General features: G+C 52.4%; 2 protein-coding genes. Both read right to left on the bottom strand.

The features are described 5' to 3' along the window. Positions 1–196 precede the first annotated feature (196 nt). Positions 197–2,842, bottom strand: a complete 2,646-nt coding sequence (locus QZV31_RS12845; RefSeq protein WP_295361397.1) for an autotransporter outer membrane beta-barrel domain-containing protein — start codon at positions 2,840–2,842, stop codon at positions 197–199. A 20-nt stretch (positions 2,843–2,862) separates the two neighbouring features. After that, positions 2,863–4,380, bottom strand: a 1,518-nt coding sequence (locus QZV31_RS12840) for a hypothetical protein (protein ID WP_295361395.1), incomplete at its 5' end; no start/stop codon positions are given.

The raw sequence follows: 4,380 nt of genomic DNA, 5'->3' as shown, positions 1-4,380 counted from the left end.
ACATTCTAACACGTTAGGATTTTTTTGTTTCCTTCCACACTCACCGCTAAAGCTCCACGGAACCTCGCCACTATGGCGAGGTTTTCATAGAGACAAAAATGAGGAGCGGGAATCACCCACTCCTCTTTCTTCATTTTTTACTGTATAACATTAATTCCCGGTTTTAAGCAGTGTTCTTGTTTTGCCAAAACTTCCTTTAGAACATATACGCCACGTTCACGCTGCCGCCGAAGCCCCGGTGCTTGCCGCCGTACCCGTAGATGCTGATATCCGTCTGCCACGGGTTCGTCTTCGTAGCGTTCATGCGCATGCCGATCTCGCCCCGGACGCTGCCGCCCTTAATGCCGGCCGCACGAATCCCTACACCATCCACCGTGCCCTCGGACTTGCCGTCGAACTCATACTCGTACGCAAGGCCGCCGTACCAGTTCCACTTCTTGTCCGTGGTTCCGTACCGGGCGCCGACACGCAAAATGCTGCTGGCCACGCTGTCCAGGCTGTAGTTGTTGCCACCCGATGCAAAGTCCACGCCATCGCGTTTGGTATAGAAATACTTCCCGTACACGTCGAGGCTCTTTCCACCTTTGTAGTGGATGATCTTGCCAATGCCCACATGGGCGCCGAAATAATTGGCGTGCACGTCGTAGCCGTAACCATTACCCGCCGCATCCCGCAACAGGTTGCTGGCGGTGTCGCTCAAACGGCCCAGGCGCACGCTGGCCTCTGTGTATACATCGTGTTTGTTGGTCCATTTTGCCATCAGACCGCCGCCGGCATAATGGGAATCGCCGTCGCCCCGGCCCGCATCGCTGTGCAGTGTGTAATTAGACTTGCCGTATTCACCGAAGACGCCCCACTCCAGCGAGCCCTTCGTTAACTCCCGTTTGGAGCCTACCGCCACTGCCACGTTCCAGCTGTTGGAGTCCACATGACTGCCGGTCTTGTATCTGGACTTACTGCCGCCCAGGGAAGCTGCGGTAACGGTTCCGTCTAAACCCGCATTCTGCGGATTCGCAAGTTCTGCCATCGCCTGGCCCACATGCTCGTTGCCTGCCGCCAGCACAGCCATGCCCGCTTCCATCACCATCAGCGTATTGTGGGTCTGCTCCTGGGCCGCCAAATCTCTGGCCTCTGTCTTTGTTGTGAAAACCAGGTCGCTGCCGGATAGGGATGCCGCGCCTTCGCCTTCTATACCGGCGCCCACCGTGTACTTTGTACCGGTAATGGTTCCCACACTATCGCCGAAATCGGAGACCAGCGTCATCTCTTTGTTCGCGTCCAGTTCCTTCATGTTTTGGAAATTAATCTTCGCCGTGTCCACATCCGCGCCCGCGAACGTGATGTTAGACGGACGTGTCATCAGCGCGCCGCTGTCTTTCCAGTCCACATTGGTGAAGGTCAGCTTGCCGGCCTGATTAGCGGTTGCCGTATAGGTTACGTTCCCGCCTTTTGCCTCCAGGCTTCCGGTAACCGCCGCGTCAATGGTCACGCCGCTTACCGGTGCAAAGCTGTACGAAGCGGATCTGGTTTCCGCTGCCATATCTTTCAGCGTGGCATTGGCCTGCAGCAGCGTCATGTTGTCACCCGCCGCCACCATTTCCGGTGCACTGTACGCCACGTCAAAACTATCCGTGCCAAGAGACTGTATGCCGGAGTAATCATATTCCTCACTGCTGCCATCAAAGACAGTTGCCCCTTTGGCCCAGTCAACTTTCGCCAAGGTAACGGAAGAAGCTTCCTTCTTACCCACTTCATATAACAGGCTCTTGCCGTCTGCGCTGGCTTTGACACCTGCATTCTGTTTACCAACTATCACCACAGCATCCGTATTGTCTTCGTCAGTGAATCGGGCCGGGTTGGCTCCAAACTTTTTGGTACCGGTAATATTATCATCCGTAAAAATTGCACTGCTTGCCGTCATAATGACCTGCGGACTGCCATAGGTTGCGTCTGCAGGAACCGTCATGTTGTCTGTATCAATCTGTACATTAGAAACAGTACCCCAGCCAGCCGGTATCGCATCGCTTCCAACGCCGTTCACCGAAACCGAATCCAACGTCACGCCGGTCACCGTGTATTTCAGATCACCGGCATCCATGGACGCATTGCCTGTCGCTGTTGCTGTAATAGTGGTATTCTTCAGCGCTACCGTAAAGTCCGGCGAACCGGAAACATTACCGGCAGTCACGCCTGCCGCATTTCCGATCAGCGTCATGGAGGTGTTCAGCGGATCATCCGTAGCCGTAAACTTCACATTTGCAATATCAACAGCCGTACTGCTGTTAAAGGTGTACGACGTATTGGCGTAATGCGTGTCGCCACTCTGCCAGGCAATCTCTCCGCTCATAGACGCCTTGCTTACTACCCGGTCGCCCACGGTGTAAGTCAGCTTCGTCTGTGCCGCATCCTGGGCCAGCGTATCCCTCCGGGTACCGGTCAGTGTTAATTGATCGGTAACAGAGTCGGTAAAGGTTGAATCGTAATTTTTGGCTGCGAAAGACGGCAGCGCATTTCCGCCGGCATTCTTAATCGCCGCACTCGCATCCACGATGGTCATGGAACTGCCGCTGGTCATTAACGCGCGGCTCGCTTCCGTGAACTTCAGGTTATTTGCATTGATGTTCGCGCCCGTTGTGTCGTACGTTTTGTCAAAGGCACGAGCCGTTCCGTTCTTTGCAAAGGTAACTTCTCCCAGTGTGATGCTCGTCACATTTTTCTTTGACTCTTCGTAAATTAGCTGGCTCTTGTTGGCTTCGTCTACCTTCACGCCGCCTTTGGTCTGGGTACCGGCAATCGTTACACCGCCGACTTCAAGGTCTGAGGTCAGCGGGCTGCCGTCCACATTCCAGACATGGCTGCCGTTCAGTTTGATTCCATTGAAATAATCTGTGCCGGTCGCGGTAATAATGCCTTCGTCTCACCGGGGTTCAAACCGGAAGGATCCGAAACACGAAAACCGTCCGTTTCTACCGTGGCGCCGCTTGCCAAATTCCAACCCGTCGGAACCGTTTCCGCCGTATTCCCCACACCCTTCACCGTAATCTTGTTTAACGTTACACCACTTACAGTAAAGGTCACGTCGTTAGTGCTAACGCCGGAAGTACCCGTTGCGTTGGCATCCAGCTTCGTGTTCGTCTGGTCAAGAGCAACCGTAAAGGAAGGAGTGCCGGAAACTTTTGTCGCCACAACACCATTCACATCTTTCAACAGCGTCATGGATTTTGTCGAACCTGCCAGCGGATCTGAAGTCGCACTGAACGCGACGCCGGAAATATCCACAGCAGAGTTCCCATCAAATTTGTAAGTTGCTTTCGTTCCATTCTGGTTTGCATCACTGCCATTTGTATAATGGGTACCGCCATCATTCCACGCAATGTCCCCGGTCAGTGTTGCGCTGCTTACTAACTTATCGCCAACGGTGTAAATCAGTTTTGATTTTTTCGTAGACGTTGCGGTATCATCTGCCTGGCTCAGCGTATCCGTATGCGTACCGGCTAAGGTTAAATTTTTCCCTGTAACCGTATCGTTGAAAGCAATGCTGTATGTTTTATCTGCGCCGCCGTTAAACTGTGCAAGCGTTTCATCATTTGCATTTTTAAGCGCCGCAGTTGCATCTACCATCGTCATGGTGTTGCCAGTTTCCATTTTTGCACGGCTTGCTTCCGTAAACTTCAGGTTATTTGCGTTGATCGTCGCGGAAGTTGCGTCATACGTTTTGTCAAAGGCACGGGCCGTTCCATCCTTTGCAAAGGTTACTTCTCCCAGCGTAATGCTGGTCAGTTTTTTCTTCGTCTCTTCGTAAATAAGCTGGTTCTTATTAGCTTCGTTTACCTTCACGCCGCATTTGGTCTGGGTACCGGCAATCGTTACACCGCCGGCTTCAAGGTCTGTAGTAAGTGCGCCGCCCGACGTCCACGCATAACCGCCCTTCACTTCAACACCACTGAAATAATCTGTGCCAGTCGCAGTGATAATTACCTTCGTTTCACCGGGGCTCAGATTGGAAGGCTTCGTCATGTTATCCGTTTCCACCTTAGCGATTACATTATCAGAAGAATCTTTTGCCAACGTCCAGTTATCCGGAACCGTATCTGCCGTACTGCCTACACTCTTAATGTTCACTTTATTAATGGCCACTCCGCTCACGGTGTAGGTGACATCGCTGCTGCTCACACCTGCCGAACCGGAAGCACTTGCATCCAGTTTCGTGTTTATCTGGTCAAGAGCAATCGTAAAGGAAGGAGTGCCGGAAACTTTTGTCGCCACAACACCATTCACATTTTTCAGCAGCGTCATAGATTTATTCATCGGATCTGTCGTTGCACTGAATTGCACACCGCCAATGTTAATTGCAGAACTACTACCAAACACATAATTTGG

This window comes from uncultured Succiniclasticum sp. (genome assembly GCF_902793885.1).
Classification (GTDB): domain Bacteria; phylum Bacillota; class Negativicutes; order Acidaminococcales; family Acidaminococcaceae; genus Succiniclasticum.
The sequence above is the reverse complement of the archived record's forward strand: the minus strand, read 5'-3'. Positions and strand labels throughout refer to the sequence as shown.